Annotated in this window: 13 protein-coding genes; 8 read left to right on the forward strand and 5 right to left on the reverse strand. The window is 45.5% G+C overall.

Annotated elements, in window-relative coordinates; genetic code table 11:
* Positions 1 to 247: 247 nt before the first annotated feature.
* Genes AB4512_RS10165 through hemC form a run of 4 tightly spaced genes read right to left on the reverse strand, consistent with a single transcriptional unit; the run spans position 248 to position 4,344 of the window.
* The gene (locus AB4512_RS10165; protein ID WP_017063752.1) at positions 248 to 1,429 is read right to left on the reverse strand and encodes a heme biosynthesis protein HemY; all 1,182 of its coding nucleotides are present in this window, start codon (positions 1,427 to 1,429) and stop codon (positions 248 to 250) included.
* Positions 1,429 to 2,655 carry a uroporphyrinogen-III C-methyltransferase gene (locus tag AB4512_RS10170; RefSeq protein ID WP_372174865.1) on the reverse strand — a complete coding sequence of 409 codons (1,227 nt, stop codon included), beginning with the start codon at positions 2,653 to 2,655 and terminating at the stop codon, positions 1,429 to 1,431. The genes AB4512_RS10165 and AB4512_RS10170 overlap by 1 nt, the downstream gene beginning before the upstream one ends.
* A gap of 19 nt (positions 2,656 to 2,674) precedes the next feature.
* Positions 2,675 to 3,403, reverse strand: coding sequence for a uroporphyrinogen-III synthase (locus AB4512_RS10175; protein ID WP_017061007.1), 729 nt, complete (start codon positions 3,401 to 3,403; stop codon positions 2,675 to 2,677).
* 2 nt (positions 3,404 to 3,405) lie between these two features.
* A complete protein-coding gene (gene hemC, locus AB4512_RS10180) occupies positions 3,406 to 4,344 on the reverse strand; it encodes a hydroxymethylbilane synthase (RefSeq protein WP_017061008.1) in 939 nt (312 codons plus the stop codon).
* Between the two features lie 344 nt (positions 4,345 to 4,688).
* On the opposite strand from hemC, the gene AB4512_RS10185 reads away from it, so the two are divergent.
* Positions 4,689 to 7,217 carry a class I adenylate cyclase gene (locus tag AB4512_RS10185; protein ID WP_372174866.1) on the forward strand — a complete coding sequence of 843 codons (2,529 nt, stop codon included), beginning with the start codon at positions 4,689 to 4,691 and terminating at the stop codon, positions 7,215 to 7,217.
* A gap of 72 nt (positions 7,218 to 7,289) precedes the next feature.
* Here AB4512_RS10185 and cyaY read toward each other — a convergent pair whose 3' ends face one another.
* On the reverse strand, positions 7,290 to 7,604 hold the full coding sequence (gene cyaY, locus AB4512_RS10190; RefSeq protein WP_017061010.1) for an iron donor protein CyaY: 315 nt from the start codon (positions 7,602 to 7,604) through the stop codon (positions 7,290 to 7,292).
* A gap of 75 nt (positions 7,605 to 7,679) precedes the next feature.
* Between cyaY and lptM the strand changes: the two genes are divergently transcribed.
* The 7 genes from lptM to AB4512_RS10225 all read left to right on the forward strand — a co-directional run bounded on the left by lptM (position 7,680) and on the right by AB4512_RS10225 (position 14,977).
* Entirely contained in the window at positions 7,680 to 7,796 is a 117-nt protein-coding gene (lptM, locus tag AB4512_RS25505; protein WP_017068592.1) for an LPS translocon maturation chaperone LptM, read from the forward strand.
* Positions 7,797 to 7,838: 42 nt separating this feature from the next.
* Positions 7,839 to 9,092, forward strand: a complete 1,254-nt coding sequence (gene lysA, locus AB4512_RS10200; protein WP_017061012.1) for a diaminopimelate decarboxylase — start codon at positions 7,839 to 7,841, stop codon at positions 9,090 to 9,092.
* An 11-nt stretch (positions 9,093 to 9,103) separates the two neighbouring features.
* A complete protein-coding gene (dapF, locus tag AB4512_RS10205; RefSeq protein ID WP_017061013.1) occupies positions 9,104 to 9,934 on the forward strand; it encodes a diaminopimelate epimerase in 831 nt (276 codons plus the stop codon).
* Between the two features lie 44 nt (positions 9,935 to 9,978).
* Positions 9,979 to 10,677: a DUF484 family protein gene (locus AB4512_RS10210; RefSeq protein WP_017061014.1), complete on the forward strand. Its 699-nt coding sequence runs from the start codon at positions 9,979 to 9,981 to the stop codon at positions 10,675 to 10,677.
* Positions 10,646 to 11,578 (forward strand): tyrosine recombinase XerC, encoded by a 933-nt coding sequence (xerC, locus tag AB4512_RS10215; protein ID WP_372174867.1) that lies wholly within the window; start codon positions 10,646 to 10,648, stop codon positions 11,576 to 11,578. The genes AB4512_RS10210 and xerC overlap by 32 nt, the downstream gene beginning before the upstream one ends.
* A gap of 15 nt (positions 11,579 to 11,593) precedes the next feature.
* Positions 11,594 to 12,310 carry a 5-amino-6-(5-phospho-D-ribitylamino)uracil phosphatase YigB gene (gene yigB, locus AB4512_RS10220; RefSeq protein WP_017068593.1) on the forward strand — a complete coding sequence of 239 codons (717 nt, stop codon included), beginning with the start codon at positions 11,594 to 11,596 and terminating at the stop codon, positions 12,308 to 12,310.
* A 168-nt stretch (positions 12,311 to 12,478) separates the two neighbouring features.
* Positions 12,479 to 14,977: an EAL domain-containing protein gene (locus AB4512_RS10225; RefSeq protein ID WP_372174868.1), complete on the forward strand. Its 2,499-nt coding sequence runs from the start codon at positions 12,479 to 12,481 to the stop codon at positions 14,975 to 14,977.
* Positions 14,978 to 15,106: the final 129 nt, after the last annotated feature.

A 15,106-nucleotide genomic window follows, 5' to 3' on the forward strand; every position in this document is an offset into this window, starting at 1 on the left:
TTGGTATAAGAGCTTGTTTCTAAGAATTGTAAAACTACGTACAGACACAAATAAAGCAGTTCTCCGTGTGTTTGGGAGGCTTTATTGCGTAATTTCATAGTTACTTTTATACGCTTGGTTTGGTGGCGGTAGATGAGTAAAGACAAGATAGATTATGGTTTATAAGTATCGTTGAAGTTATTTGGGGATAAACAACAGATATAAAAAAGCCGATGCTTGGCATCGGCTTAGTTTGAGTTGTTTTGACTTAAGCAGGCTGAACTAGAGCGAGCGCTTTACGAGAAACCTCGTGAGCTGCTTTCGTCAAGTTTTGCTTCTCTAGTGCGTCGGATAGGTATCCGTAATCTGAAACATTTGAGCGAAGTGCTAGGGCTTTTTCGAAGTGGCTTTGGGCTTCCGCCCACTTCTGCTCTCTTAGGTAGAACTGAGCCAACGCGCTGTGTGCTTCGGCATTACCGCTGTCTTTACTGATTGCACGTTCTAGCATGACCACTACTGGGTGGTGATCGGCTAGATTCAACTCTGGAAGCAACATGTAGAGCTCATTTGAACCACTCTTCGCAATGTTCTCTTTGATCACTGTGAACGCTTCTGAGTCAGCTTTGCGAGCGATCAGTTGCTTCACAAAGCAAGATACAAGGTGCGAACTTTGTTTCTGCTTTCTTGAAAGCTTGTTCCAATGGCTGATTAAACCTTCGCTACCTTGTTGTTGAGCTACATCATGAAGTAATCCACATTGTGCTTTCTGTTCTAATTCACGTTGCTCATCAGCTGTTAGAAGTTTGTTCTTAACTAATTTAGGCGTTAACTCTAGCAATGGCTGCCATAACTTCAGTTGCAAGTAAGTGGCTTTTAACAGGCCAAGTACAGCAGTGTTATTAGGGTATGTGCCTTTTAGGGTAGAAAGTGTATCGAATGCAGCTTCGTAGTTTGACTCGCTGATTTGCTGTTTAGCTTTAGTTAGCTCAACCGCCAGTAGAGAGTCGTCCTGTTGGCTAGCAAGCTCGATGTACTTATCACGCTCACTCGTATTACCTTGTTCGTGCGCCGCTTGAGAAGCGACTAAATAACAAAGTAGAGGCATGTCGTGATGGTTAGCCCAACGTGTTACCTTCTTCTCAGCGCCTTTCCAGTCACCTTCAAGCAGCTTGATGATGCCTTCATTGGTATAACGACGAGAGCGTTTCAATTTACGAACACTGAACCAATTCCAAGTTGTCGAGCTCGCGTACATAAGCTTTTTAAATAGGTACTCTAAGCCGAATAGAGCCGCTAGAAGAGCGATGACGAAGATAACCAGTGTTGTCACGCTCATCTCAATAGTCTTATTCGCAATTGAGATCAGAACGTAGCCTTGTTGACCAGAGAACTGAGTACCAACAATTAACCCAGCACCTAGAACGAGAAAAAGAAAAATCCAACGAATCATTATTTTTCCTCCGTGGTCATAACGGTGACTTCACGACGTAGGCGCTTACGTATCACATCTGACAACTCATTTTGAGATTCAAGCTTTACAGGGTATTTCACAGAGATGTTCTGTTCACTTAGCTGTTTAATCGCTTTCTCAAATTCAATCACTGAGTTGTTATCTTGGTTTAGATACGCTTTCGACCACTCGCTAGCGGTATTAAGAGCTGCGCTATAGAGTTCACCTTGTTCTTTGTAGACGGCGCGAATCGCGGTTTCTAATTTACCTTTGATGTTTTCACGCAGGTAGAAGTGTTGTTCAGGAGAGAGTAGAGGGATAACTTCGCCATCACGACTACGGAAGGTAATGAAGTTTTCTGAGAAGTCTTTCATCGACGTCATCAGGTTGTTCTGCCAATCATTAATATCTTGCGATACCGCTTTTTTCTCAACAACCGCAGCTTCCGGAAGAATCGCATTGGCAAGCGGCAGTGTATCGACTTGCTGTTGCAAGCTTGTGATACGCAGAACTAAGCCGTCACGGTCGATCAGAGGAATAGTGCGAAGCTTGGTAATGTCATTGGTCATTGATTGACGCAGTGACACTAAGCTCGGGTCATTCAGTGCTGCGATACGTTGATCGGCGCTTTCCATTAACTTGGTTGCGCTAACGGCATCATGCTCGAGGAACAGTTTACGTCCTGCTAGTTTCACAAGGTAATCGGCTTCGGCAAGTAACCAGTCATTCGGGCGGCGACCTTTCACGTCAGCCACTGCTAACTGCAGGCTTTGAATGCTCTTCTGCTGTTGAGATTGCACGACCTGAGTTTTCTCCACCGCGTGTGAGGCTTCTTGGATAGTCTCTTGCTTGATGGTTTGTAGGTCTTTATTTACCGCAGATTGGGTATTTTGAAGTTGTGCTTGAAGAGCGGCTATTTGAGCCGAGTATTCAGCGCTCTTTTGCTGCATTTGAAATGCGATACCGCCACTGAAGATAATTGAAATAGCGATCGCAATAGCGCCTAGTTTGACACCGCGCTTACCTTGCTTTTCTGCTTTCTCTATTTGCTCTTTATGCTCAGCTTGAGGCTGCTCATTTTTAGCGGTATTTGAAGCAGAGGCATCAAGCTTCTGTTCAGGTTGTTTTGTCTCTGTAGAGTCAGCTTTTTCGTTTTCAACAACTACTGGCTGAGTATCTTGTTTCTTTTCAGGTTCAATATGCTCATTATTTTTTTTGCTTGTCATGCTTATTTCCTGTTTCTAGCTAGGGCCGGAGAGCAGCCAGTAATATTTGGTTCGTAGCACTGTGAGTATTGGTCACATTCGAGAAGCCGAGTTGTTGTGCTCGTTCTACAATGCGCTGGCTTGGGACAAATAGATGTCTTGTTGAAAGCCAAGCCAAATACTCATCAGGGGTAATTGAGCAGAGATACTCCAATTGTTCCTGACTAGTGATGACAACTTTGGACGTTTTTTTGTTTATCCATGTTTGATAGGTATTGTGGTCGCTAATAGGAATATATTCTCTACGGTAGGTCTCACAATAAGAGACTTGTGCACCTCGATTGAGTAGAGAATCCCTAATGAGCTCACGCCCACCATTGCCACGTAGTATCAAAATGGACTTATTTTCTACGCCATTAAGTTCAGTAAGTTTAAGAAGATGTTCACTATCACTAACTTGAGGATAGTTTACTTTTTGTTTACAGACTTTGCTTAAAACGTGCGCAGTTTTTTGACCAACGCCAAGATAAAGCGGCGAAGTAGGCCAAATGGATGAGGTTTTTGAAAGGATGCTTTGGGCAGCCGCCACGGCGTGGTGACTGACTGCAATAATGATATCGCTGTTATTAAGCTGGGTGCTTAAATCCGCAGAGTTGGGATTATCCACGATACGAATCAGCGGATGATGGATTGCTTGAACCCCTTCATCCGCTAGTTGTTGGCAAAGCGATTGTCCCTCTGAACCGGGACGAGTCACCAACACTGTCATGATTATTCTTGGTCAACGTAGAGCTTGGTTAAGATTTCTCTCGCGCCATCATCCAGCAATTGATTTGCCAGAGTCACGCCAAGTGCTTCTGCATCTTTGCGAGGGCCAGAGATCTCACCACGAACCATCTTAGAACCGTCCGGTTCACCAACTAATGCACGTAGCCAGATGTTTTCGCCATCTAATAATGAGTAGCTGCCGATAGGAACCTGACAGCCACCTTCTAGGGTAAGGTTCATTGCACGTTCGCACAGTACACGATCAGCCGTGTCTTTATGATTCAGTGGTTCAAGGAGTTTAATCAGACGCTCGTCATCAAGGCGACACTCAATACCAACAGCGCCTTGGCCAACAGCAGGGAGAGACTGCTCTGGTTCGATGAAGCTACGAATACGCTCTTCTAGCTCTAGACGTTTAAGACCTGCAGCAGCCAGTACGATCGCATCGTATTGACCATCATCGAGTTTACCTAGACGAGTACCAACGTTGCCGCGCAGCTCTTTGATGATCAGATCTGGGCGGTATTCTAACAGTTGGCATTGGCGACGCAGACTGCACGTACCCACGACAGCACCTTGTGGGAGTTCGTCGATGTTGTTGTAAGTGTTTGATACGAAAGCGTCACGCGGATCTTCGCGCTCACAAATTGTTACCAGACCTAGACCTTCAGGGAAGTCGACAGGTACATCTTTCATTGAGTGAACCGCTAGGTCAGCACGACCTTCTAGCATGGCTACTTCAAGTTCTTTAACGAACAGTCCTTTACCACCCACTTTAGCAAGCGGAGTGTCTAGGATGATGTCACCTTTGGTCACCATAGTTACCAACTCAACCTCTAAACCAGGGTGAGCAGCTTGCAGTGCATCCCTTACAAAGTATGCCTGCCAAAGGGCAAGAGGGCTTTTTCTGGTCGCGATACGGATTGGTGCTGAATTTGTCATGGTGTTTCCGATATAGGTTCTGTAATAGCCTAATCCTACCATTATGAGGCGAGAATTCTTACTGTTTGATCATTCCATACTTTGATAGCTGAGAGATTTTCATGAGTTCACCAAAATAGTGTGATTAGTATCTCATTTGAAACATGGGCTATTATTAGAAATAGTCAATAAAGAGGACACTACGGCGCCGTGAGTTTAACTTTCTGTCATCAAGGAATTGACCAGTATGACGGGTTCCTTTGCTTTACCATTAAGGGTGAAAGTGTTAAATTGATCACGTTTTGTTGCTCCTTTCGTTCAGTAACTAAACAGAACTGCACTTAACCTCAAACCAAGGACTTACCTTGCAGGCTTACACTCAAACTTTGATTCAACGATTAGACAATCTAAATCAGCAGCGCATTGATCGTGCGTTGGCGTTGATGAATGTGCAAGGCCAGCGAGTATTCAACCTTGTTCCCGCACTGCTTCACTTCAATCACCCGATGATGCCTGGTTATTATGACCAACAAGTTCCTTTTGGAATTCGTAGCTTCACGCTTAATGAATTCCAAAAGCAATTTGTCTCTGATACCGAATTAACGCTGGGTGGCAAACTCACCGAGACGGATGAACCAGCAATCCTTGGCTTGTACACCATGGGTAGTACTTCTTCTATTGGTCAAAGCACTTCAAGTGATCTTGATATCTGGGTGTGTGTTTCCCCGGATATGGATGGCGCCTCTCGCGATAGCCTAACCAACAAGTGTCTCTTGATTACCGATTGGGCTGAAACCTTGGGAGTAGAAGCGAACTTCTTCTTGATGGATGAAGAGCGTTTCCGTTCGAACCATTCAGAAGAGATGACCGGCGATAACTGTGGTTCTTCACAGCACTTATTATTGCTTGATGAGTTTTATCGCTCTGCGGTTCGTTTGGCTGGTCAGCGTTTGTTGTGGCAAATCATTCCGCCAGAAATGGAAGAGTGTTACGACGAGTATGTTCAAGGTTTGTGTCAGGATGGCTATCTTGATTGCTCGCAGTGGATCGATTTCGGCAAGCTGAATCGCATTCCCGCTGAAGAGTACTTTGGTTCAAACCTGTGGCAGCTCTATAAGAGTATCGACTCACCGTATAAATCGGTTTTGAAGGCGATCCTGTTAGAAGCCTATTCATGGGAATACCCAAACACCCAACTGCTGAGTATTGATACCAAGCGTCGCTTCTTCGCGGATGAACCGGATCTGTATGGCATGGATAGTTACTATCTGATGCTTGAGAAGGTAACGCGCTACCTAGAGCGTATTAACGACCATACTCGATTGGACTTGGTGAGGCGCTGTTTTTATCTTAAGACCCACGAGAAGTTGTCACGAGATGCGGGCATTGGCTCCGTTGCGTGGCGTCGTGAAGCCTTAACCGAGATGACTAAATCTTGGAATTGGGGACATGAAACCATTGCTGAGCTCGATAACCGCCGTAACTGGAAGGTTGAGCAGGTTAAAGTGGTGCACCATGCACTGCTTGATGCCTTGATGCTGAGCTATCGTAATCTGATTCAATTTGCGCGTCGTAACGACATCACTTCGGCAATCAGTCCACAAGATATCAGCATCTTGGCACGTAAGCTTTACGCTGCGTTTGAGGTATTGCCAGGTAAAGTGACACTGCTGAACCCACAAATCTCTCCGGATCTGCATGAACCCGACTTGAGCTTCATCGAAGTTCGTCAGGGTCAGTCGAATAAAGCAGGTTGGTACTTGTATAAGCAGCCACTGGTTGCACACCGCATTCTTGGTCAGCCTTCTCTAGAGCACCATGAGTACTTGAGTAAGTTGGTAGCATGGTCGTTTTTTAATGGCTTGATTACCGAGTCGACACGTTTGCACTCTGTGGTACGTGACGCTCACATCGATATCGATAAGTTCTATCAAATGGTGAGCGACCTGCGTAATACGTTTTCTTTGCGTAAGCGTCGCCCAAGTATGCAAGCACTGGCGAGCCCGTGTGAGATAAGCCAGCTAGCGATGTTCATCAACTTTGAAAATGACCCGACGTCTGAATTAAGTGGTCGTGCATTAAAAGTGGACCTCAAGAACGCCGATATCTTCAGCTTTGGTGAGGAAGGTAAGAGCTTAGTCGGCAGTGTCGACTTAGTTTATCGTAACTCTTGGCATGAAGTACGTACGCTGCATTTCCAAGGTGATACGGCAATGTTGGATGCGCTGAAGACGGTACTTGGCAAAATGCACCAAGATGCTTTACCGCCAGAATCGGTTGATGTGTTCTGTTACAGCAAAAACCTGCGTGGTGTGATGCGTAACATGGTGTATCAACTGCTTGCTGAGTGTATCGATTTACGATTGAAACCGATTGAACCCGAGAAGCGCCGCCGCTTTAAGGCTATTCGTTTAGCTAATAAGATGTTTGGTCTGTTCTTCGAACGTCGTGGTGTGTCGGTACAGATGTTGGAAAACTCGGTCGATTTCTACCGTAGCATCTCAACCAATAAGCTCAAAGGCTCACCTTTACTGATGCTCGATAAAGAGCAAGAGTATCAGCTACCAGAAGTGGTGGATGGTTTTGCGAGTGAGGGCTTGATTCAGTTCTTTTTCGAAGATACCGACAAAGGCTTCAATATTTATGTATTGGACGAGTCGAACCAAGTTGAGGTCTACCACCAGTACAGCGGTGAAAAAGATGAGATGATCGCGAGCGTGAATTCTTTCTACACATCGGTAAAAGATGAGTCGAAGATGTCGTCTAAGTTGATTAACTTTAACCTACCTCAGTACTACCAAATCGTTCATCCTGAAGAAGGCAATTCTTACGTTGTGCCTTATCGTAACGATGCAACTTTAGCTTCTCGGAGCTCAAAGATAGTTAACATCTAGTCTTACTAAGCCCGATTGATTTTAAAAAAAGGAGTGATTGATTCACTCCTTTTTAGTTTTGCTTACAAATGATTAGACCCAATCGATCGCTTCACCTGCGTGCTTCACGCATTCTTCTTTAACCATCTCAAACAGCTCCATGCCCGTCTTTGAACATGTCCACTTGTCGTCAACTAGCTTGAAGTGAAAGCCACCAGATTTAGACGCTAACCAGATTTCTTTCATTGGTTCTTGGCGGTTAATGATGATTTGGCTGCGGTTCTCAAACTCCAGCGTCATCACGTTACCAGTCACTTCGTAATCAATATCTGCCTCTGATTCATCGATAGCTTCTTCGATGTTTTGCATCTGTATATCGACCAGCTGATGAAATTCAGTCTCGTTCATCCTTTCTATCCTATTGCTTTTCCTGAGTGTGGTGCGATTATAGGGGGCATTGAGTTAATAATCACGATATGCAAAATGAAAAAATTAATTACTGCTCTATTTATGATGTCCGTTATTGGACTTTCTGGTTGTGGTCAAACGGGTCCTTTGTACGATCCTGATGAAGTTCAGCAAACCGAACAATCACAATAAGTGAAAACACGCAGAAATCGTTATTTATAAGGGATAAGAACTTTGGATTACTTCAACTATCAGGAAGATGGCCAGCTTTGGGCTGAGGACGTCGCACTTTCACAACTAGCAGAGCAATATGGTACACCGCTGTATGTATATTCTCGTGCAACATTAGAACGCCACTGGAATGCGTTTGATTCATCGGTTGGTGAGCATCCGCACTTGGTGTGTTATGCCGTTAAAGCTAACTCAAACCTTGGCGTGTTGAATACTTTGGCTCGTTTGGGCTCTGGCTTCGATATCGTTTCTGGCGGTGAGCTAGAGCGTGTGGTTGCTGCCGGTGGCGATCCAGCAAAAGTTGTATTCTCTGGTGTCGGTAAAACAGCCGCTGAAATGAAGCGTGCGCTTGAGTTGAACATTAAGTGTTTCAACGTAGAGTCTGAACCAGAACTAGAGCGACTGAATAAAGTAGCTGGTGAGCTTGGTGTTAAAGCGCCGATTTCACTGCGTATCAACCCAGACGTTGATGCGAACACTCACCCTTATATCTCTACAGGTCTGCGTGATAACAAGTTTGGTATCGCTTTCGACCGTGCTCCTGCTGTTTATGAGTTTGCAAAAACACTCGATAACTTGTCTATCCATGGTATTGATTGCCACATTGGTTCTCAGTTAACGGATATCGAACCTTTCATCGATGCAACCGATCGCCTACTTGCGCTGATCGACCAGCTACGTGCTAACGGTATCAACATCAAACACCTTGATGTTGGTGGCGGCTTGGGTGTGGTTTATCGTGATGAATTACCACCACAGCCTTCTGACTACGCGAAAGCTTTATTGGCTCGCCTAGACAATCATTCTGATCTAGAGCTGATTTTCGAGCCTGGAAGAGCGATTGCTGCTAACGCTGGTGTATTATTAACGAAAGTCGAGTTCCTCAAGCCAACAGAGCACAAGAACTTTGCCATCATCGATGCAGCAATGAACGACCTAATGCGCCCAGCACTTTATCAAGCTTGGCAGGATATTGTTCCTGTTAGCCCTCGTCAGGGTGAAGCTGTGACTTACGATTTGGTTGGCCCAATCTGTGAGACAGGCGATTTCCTAGGTAAAGATCGTGACCTTGTTCTTGAAGAAGGTGATCTGCTAGCAGTTCGTTCAGCGGGTGCTTATGGCTTCGCGATGTCATCTAACTACAACACTCGTTCGCGTGCGGCTGAAGTGATGGTGGATGGCGATAAAACTCACTTGGTTCGTCAGCGTGAAGAGCTTACGAGTCTGTGGGAACTTGAAAACATTCTTCCGGAGTAATTTTAAGCGTTATGCACTTCCACTTTTCTAAAATGCATGGTTTGGGCAATGATTTCATGGTCGTGGACTGCATTACTCAAAATATTTTCTTTTCTCCAGATTTGATCCGTCGTTTGGCGGATCGTCACACTGGCGTGGGCTTTGATCAGCTACTTGTGGTTGAGGCTCCCTATGATCCAGAAACTGATTTCCATTACCGCATATTCAATGCGGATGGCAGTGAAGTGGAGCAGTGTGGCAATGGTGCACGTTGTTTTGCACGATTCGTTCGCATGAAAGGCTTAACGAATAAGTACAGCATCAACGTGAGTACCAAGAAAGGTAAAATGGTTCTCAAGATTGAAGAGAATGACCTGATCACGGTGAACATGGGCATTCCTGAGTTCGAACCCGGCAAGATTCCATTCAAGGCCAAGCAGCCAGAGAAGACGTATATCCTAAGAACGGATGTACACACCTTATTCTGTGGTGCGGTAAGCATGGGTAACCCACATGTGGTTACCGTGGTTGATGACGTCGACACGGCTGATGTGGACACCTTAGGCCCACTACTTGAATCACATGAACGTTTCCCTGAGCGTGTTAATGCTGGCTTTATGCAGGTCGTTAACCGTGAAGAAGTTCGTCTACGTGTTTACGAACGCGGCGCGGGTGAAACTCAGGCATGTGGCAGCGGAGCGTGTGGCGCAGTTGCAGTGGGTATCACTCAAGGCTTACTGGCTGAGAATGTGAAGGTTCGTCTACCAGGCGGTGACTTACACATTAGCTGGCAAGGCCCGGGTAAACCTCTGTTTATGACCGGCCCTGCAACGCATGTGTTTGATGGTCAACTTTCTTGCTAATAACGACCCAAAACAAATATATTCATAAAAATAAAGGATAGGTTTTGTCTTACGTTGAAGCCGACGCACTCACCGCAGAAGTGGTCGCGGAATATTTACGTGATAACCCAGATTTTTTCCAAGACCGAAAAGATTTGGTTGATCGCCTTGCTATCAATAACGTTGAGCAGGGCGCTGTTTCTCTGGTTGAGGTTCAGCTTAAACGCCAACGTCATCGAATCGAAGAGCTTGAAGAAGAGATCACTGGCTTGATGTCGTTGGCAGCAAATAACGATAAAACCTTCTATGAGTTTATGGATCTGCAAGCGCAAGTGCTGAAATGCAGTGACTTCATGCAGGTGATAAAAGCCGTTGAACAAAAAGCGTTAGATCTTGGGCTTAAGGCTCATGTTCGTATTCTTTCGCAATCTGGCTTTTATCAGTTGAGTGCTGAGGGTTACTCTAAGTTTTCGCTTAACCATTTCAATGGCAAAGATGCTTATCTTGGACGCTTGAGAAAAGCCGACAGACACGATTTGTTTGGTGATTATCCAGTTCCAGAGCTAGGCTCTTATGTAGTACTACCGCTTGCTAAGCAGTCTCCATTGGGTTTGCTCGCCTTTTCTAGTGAAGATGGCGGACATTTCCAACCCCATATGGATACGCTCTTTTTACGCCATTTAGCACTTGTTGTCGCTCATTTGGCGGACACCTTACCTTGGCAGATAAATAATGAGCCTAGAGCCCAAAATACCTCTTCCTAACAGCCTTCAAAAGCCACTTTCTCGCTTCTATGAATATCTCCGAAGCGAGAAGGGACTCAGCCTACACACCCAACGTAATTACAAACAACAACTTGAAACCATGGCCGGTCATTTAGTCACTCTAGGGCTAAAGGATTGGGGTCAAGTCGATGCGGCGTGGGTCAGACAACTGGCCAGTAAAGGCATGCGTGAGGGAATGAAAGCGAGCAGCATTGCAACGCGCTTATCGTCACTGCGCAGCTTCTTTGATTTCCTTGTGTTGCGTGGCGAAATGACCGCCAATCCAGCCAAAGGTGTCTCTGCACCTCGCAAACAACGCCCTTTGCCTAAAAACCTCGATGTTGATGAAGTGGGTCAACTGCTTGATGTGAATGAGGACGATCCATTGTCGATTCGTGATCGAGCGATGATGGAGGTGATGTATGGTGCTGGATTACGACTGGCAGAACTGGTCGGCATCAATCTGAAAGATGTGTTGGGTCGACAAGGCGAAATCCGAGTGATTGGTAAAGGCGACAAAGAACGTAAAGCGCCTTTTTCTGGTTTAGCTAAAGAGTGGGTCGATAAATGGCTCAAAGTTCGTGGTGAATTGGCTTTACCGGGTGAAACCGCGCTGTTTGTCTCTAAGCTCGGGACTCGTATCTCTCACCGCAGCGTGCAAAAGCGCATGGAAGAGTGGGGCAAGAAGCAATCTGTCGCGAGCCACATCAGCCCGCATAAACTGCGTCACTCCTTTGCAACGCATGTGCTGGAATCGAGCCAAAATCTTCGTGCTGTGCAAGAGTTGCTTGGCCATGAAAACATCTCGACGACCCAAGTGTATACCCACTTAGATTTCCAACACTTAGCACAAGCTTATGATCAGGCTCACCCGAGAGCTCGTAAGAAGAATAAAGATTAGATTAAAGGGTTTACTATGCGAATTTATCGAGGGTTAAAGCCCATCAAAGCCATGACCTTTGACTTGGATGACACCCTGTATGACAACTGGCCTGTGATCATGAAGGTTGAGAAAGAGATGGCACAGTGGCTTTATCAAAAGCACCCAGTGTCGGCTTCTTTATCGCTTGAAGAGTGGCAGGGCATTAAGCAGCAAGTCGCATCTGAAAACCCAGCTTTGAAACATGATGTCACCGTGTGGCGTGAAACTCAGATTAAGAGTGGTTTGCTGCAATTGGGTTACTCTCTGCAGCAAGCAGAGCAAGCGGCTCGAGAGGGCATTGAGCATGCCTTGTGGTTGCGTAATCAAGTCGATGTCCCTCAAGAAACGCATCGAGTGATGACTGAACTTAGCCAACGTATTCCTCTGGTTGCGATTACCAATGGCAATGTCGATCCACACAAAATTGGCTTAGGGTTGTACTTTCAATTAATCCTTAAAGCCGGCCCTGATGGCAGAGCAAAACCCTATCCAGATATGTTTGAAAAAGCTCAGCAACACCTAGGTTGTGACGCTGAGAATATTCTTCATGTTGGCGATCACCTCAAAACGGATGTCTATGGAGCCAAGCAAAATGGCTTCCAAGCGTGCTGGTTTAATGACACTGGTTCCAATTTATACCGCTCCCCGAAGGCGAGTGTGCTCCCTGATGTTGAAATAGACCAACTTAGCGATCTCATGCGACTAATTTAATGGCTCGGTAAGCTTATTGTGTCGCATTTATGCTATTGAATTGTTACATTAGTCGCCTATAAAAGCCTGATTAGGCTAGGATAATTGGCGACTACTTTTTATCGATTCATTTCAGTCATAGCAGTGGTTGCGGGTTGTTACTTCACTCGATTTTGAACAAGGGTTGGCATGCAAACATTTACATTTCTCGCAAATACTGAGGCGTTATTTAGAGCTCAATTTGATCAGCGAGAATGGTGTGACAGCAAACAGTACCTTATTCAATTTTTCTCAGATCAATCTTCAGATCTAGCTCGTCAAATCGCGGGTGTTGCCCTCAATCGTTTAAATAATGCGACGCTAATTGGCCAGAGTGCTCGTCATGTTATCTGTGATAATTGCCTTGAAAGTGCATGCACCTTAGTCATCATCAGTGAGTTCAACGAAACCCATCTAACCTCTGCGGTCCAGCCTTTTTCCGGCAATCCAAATCAAGACAGCCAAGACTTAGCTTTTCAGCTGCGCCTTACAGAAGAAACCAAAACGGTCATCAGCTTGTGCGATCAGGTAGAAGGGCGTGATTACCCTATCTATAGCGCTTTTGAGAATTTGCCTTACGCCTTGCCGATCGCTGGTGGACTGTGTCATGAGAATGAATTTGGCCGTTGGGTTATGTATAACGAGCAAACCTACCAGCACGCCTGTGTTGCGGTGGCTCTGACTAACCCAAGGTTGAAGGTTTGGTCGGACGCGTACTCTGAGTGGAACCCGATTGGGATGAAGCTACGAGTCACACACGCAGTTGGAAATCGCTTATACGCGTTGAATGACAAGCCGGCTATTGAGGTATTCAAACATTACCTTGCGGATGGCAAAGACCTTCCTTTTAGTCAACTGATGAGCTTTCCGCTTTATCGAGAGCTTGGCAGAAAGAAGGGTATCTCGACGCCTCTGCGTATTAATGATGATGGCAGTATCGAGTTTGATAGCCCTTGGCATGTTGGTGAAGAGGCGCAGTTTTGTTATAACCACCCCTCTTTGACCGCTGAAAAGGTACGTCATGGTGCCGAGATGCTTGCGATGCATCAGCCTGAATCGGTGATCATCTATAACTGTGTATCTCGACTTGAGTTTATCGACAGTAAACTTGAGCTCAAGCCATTTGAAGGGATAGTGAACACGTGTGGTGCCTACTGTATGGGGGAGCTATACCGTAATGAAGACCGTCAAGAAATACTGCATCACAGCCTGACTTATATTGCTATGCGCGAGTCTGACGAGATCAAAGAGTTTCATTGTGAAGACTTTCAGTGTGGCTCAACAGTGTCGCCATTACTTAACCTGGTCAGAAATGCAGTCGCTGATCTCGACAGTATGAATACTCAGATGGAAAAGAAGCTCCATCAACAAGCGCGTCGTTTAACCGAGAGCTATCGCATTGACTCACGCACTGGCTTGCCGAATCGTATCGTATTAAAAGAACGCCTCAATACGATTCTATTTAGTGAACACTTACTCACGTTAAAGCTAACGAACTTCCATCAAGTTAATGAAAAATACGGCTACCAAGTGGGTGACCAGTTACTGCTTGATCTGTCTAATCACTTTATCGAACGATTGCAGCTTCGTGTCGTGAAAGAGCCTCGCGTGAAGGTTGAGCTGTTCAGTATTGGTGTCGGAGAGTGGGCGATTATCTTTAATGCCAGTGTTGGTAGTGCGAGAATAAAAGAAGGTTTCGTTGAGTTCGCGGATGACATCGAACACATTAACTTTGAGCCGTATGGTTTGGCTGATATTGATTACCTGTCAGTTTCTTTGTGTGGCGGCTTTGCCAGTCGTTGTGATTTCTTAACCGACAGCGGTGACGAAATCTTATTGAAAGCGATCGAAGCTCGACGTTATGGGGTGCGGAACAATACCCACATCACCAATGCCAAAGACATCCAGGTGAGCGAAGAAGACCGCAAAGAGCAACTCGGTTGGTTGAGCTGTGTAAGTCGTGCGATTTTAGATCAGAACATCATCACCTACTCACAGCCGATTGTGGAATCGGGTACGCACGAAATGATTGGCCAAGAGTGTTTAGTCAGAATCATGGAGTCGGACGGTACAATTGTACCACCAGGAAAGTTCTTACCTATCATTGCTGATACGCACCTATATACGCGCCTTAGTCGACACATGATTAAGAGTACTATCGGCTACATGGCGGATAAGCAGAGCTCATTTTCTATCAATCTATCCCCACAAGATTTGTTGAGCGACAAGACGCTTGAGGTGCTCGAGGCTGCGATCAGTGGCATGAACGATCCCACTCGACTCGGTTTAGAGGTTCTCGAGTCAGAACAGATTAAAGATTATGGTCGCATGATTGAAGTGTGTGATCACTTCCGTGCACTCGGGGCGAGAATCATTGTTGATGATTTTGGCTCTGGTTATTCCAATATCGATGAAATCATTAAGCTTGAGCCGCAGATCATTAAGCTCGACGGTAGCTTGATTCGTAATATCGATAAAGACCAAAAACAAAGAAACATAGCCTCTCAGTTGATTCGTTTGTGCCAAGTGTTCAATGCCAAAACGGTCGCTGAATTTGTCCATAACCAACAGGTTTGTGAGATAGCAGAGCAAATGGGTGTCGATTATCTGCAGGGTTACTACTTCGGTGAGCCTAAGCGACTGTTTTAGCAGTTAAAGCTTCCCGCATTGTGTAACGACTGGCTATAAAAGTACTGCGCCGCCATTAATGACTGCTTTTTGGCGGAATGAATGATGTCTAACTAAGGTCACATTATTCATAACGCGATCGCAAGTATT

It is taken from the genome of Vibrio sp. 10N.222.52.B7 (assembly GCF_041474275.1).
Classification (GTDB): Bacteria; Pseudomonadota; Gammaproteobacteria; order Enterobacterales; family Vibrionaceae; genus Vibrio; species Vibrio crassostreae_C.

What these genes read in the sequence shown, in the direction of transcription:
- AB4512_RS10165 (WP_017063752.1), bottom strand. Translation starts at nt 1,429, where the DNA reads ATGATTCGTTGGATTTTTCTTTTTCTCGTTCTAGGTGCTGGGTTAATT.
- AB4512_RS10170 (WP_372174865.1), bottom strand. Translation starts at nt 2,655, where the DNA reads ATGACAAGCAAAAAAAATAATGAGCATATTGAACCTGAAAAGAAACAA.
- AB4512_RS10175 (WP_017061007.1), bottom strand. Translation starts at nt 3,403, where the DNA reads ATGACAGTGTTGGTGACTCGTCCCGGTTCAGAGGGACAATCGCTTTGC.
- hemC (WP_017061008.1), bottom strand. Translation starts at nt 4,344, where the DNA reads ATGACAAATTCAGCACCAATCCGTATCGCGACCAGAAAAAGCCCTCTT.
- cyaY (WP_017061010.1), bottom strand. Translation starts at nt 7,604, where the DNA reads ATGAACGAGACTGAATTTCATCAGCTGGTCGATATACAGATGCAAAAC.
- lptM (WP_017068592.1), top strand. Translation starts at nt 7,680, where the DNA reads ATGAAAAAATTAATTACTGCTCTATTTATGATGTCCGTTATTGGACTT.
- dapF (WP_017061013.1), top strand. Translation starts at nt 9,104, where the DNA reads ATGCACTTCCACTTTTCTAAAATGCATGGTTTGGGCAATGATTTCATG.
- xerC (WP_372174867.1), top strand. Translation starts at nt 10,646, where the DNA reads ATGAGCCTAGAGCCCAAAATACCTCTTCCTAACAGCCTTCAAAAGCCA.
- yigB (WP_017068593.1), top strand. Translation starts at nt 11,594, where the DNA reads ATGCGAATTTATCGAGGGTTAAAGCCCATCAAAGCCATGACCTTTGAC.
- AB4512_RS10225 (WP_372174868.1), top strand. Translation starts at nt 12,479, where the DNA reads ATGCAAACATTTACATTTCTCGCAAATACTGAGGCGTTATTTAGAGCT.